Raw genomic sequence first — 596 nt, forward strand, 5'->3', positions numbered from 1 at the left:
CAACTCCACCGCCATCCCCAACCACTGCGAACCCTGCCCCGGAAAAACAAAAACAATGCCGGAGCCGTCGTGCAGCGGAGTGGGGACCGGTGCGCCCGCGACCAGGGCGTCCGCGCCGGTCAGGAGGTCGGTAGCGTCGCCGACGACGACCGCCCGCCGCTCCAGCGCCGCCCGCCCTTTCGCCAGGGCGTACGCAAGGTCGCCGGCATCGGCGGTGGCGGCGGCGACGGCCGCACGGACCTGGCCGGCCTGGGCACGCAGTGCCTCGTCGGTACGGGCCGACAGCACCCAGGGCAGAACCTCCGACCCGGGCACATCAGCCCGAGGCGCCCCGGCCAGGAACGCGTCCGTCGGGGGCACGTCGGCCGGGAGCGCGTCGACGGTGGGTGCGTCGGTCGGGGGCGCCACGGCCGGGGGCGCGCCGGCCGGGGGTGCCTGTTCGAGGATGACGTGGGCGTTGGTGCCGCTGATGCCAAACGATGAGACACCAGCGCGGCGAGGCCGGTCCAGCACCGGCCACTGCTGCGCCTCCGTCAGCAGCCGCACCTCCCCGGCCGACCAATCGACCTGCGGAGACGGCTCATCAACATGCAGCG

Annotated in this window: 1 protein-coding gene; it reads right to left on the reverse strand. The window is 74.0% G+C overall.

Annotated elements, in window-relative coordinates:
* The coding region (locus tag H0524_RS23900; RefSeq protein ID WP_304610818.1) for a ketoacyl-synthetase C-terminal extension domain-containing protein at positions 1-594 on the reverse strand (594 nt) is incomplete at its 3' end.
* Positions 595-596 lie beyond the last annotated feature (2 nt).

This window comes from Salinispora sp. H7-4 (assembly GCF_013416675.1).
Taxonomy (GTDB): Bacteria; Actinomycetota; Actinomycetes; order Mycobacteriales; family Micromonosporaceae; genus Micromonospora; species Micromonospora vitiensis.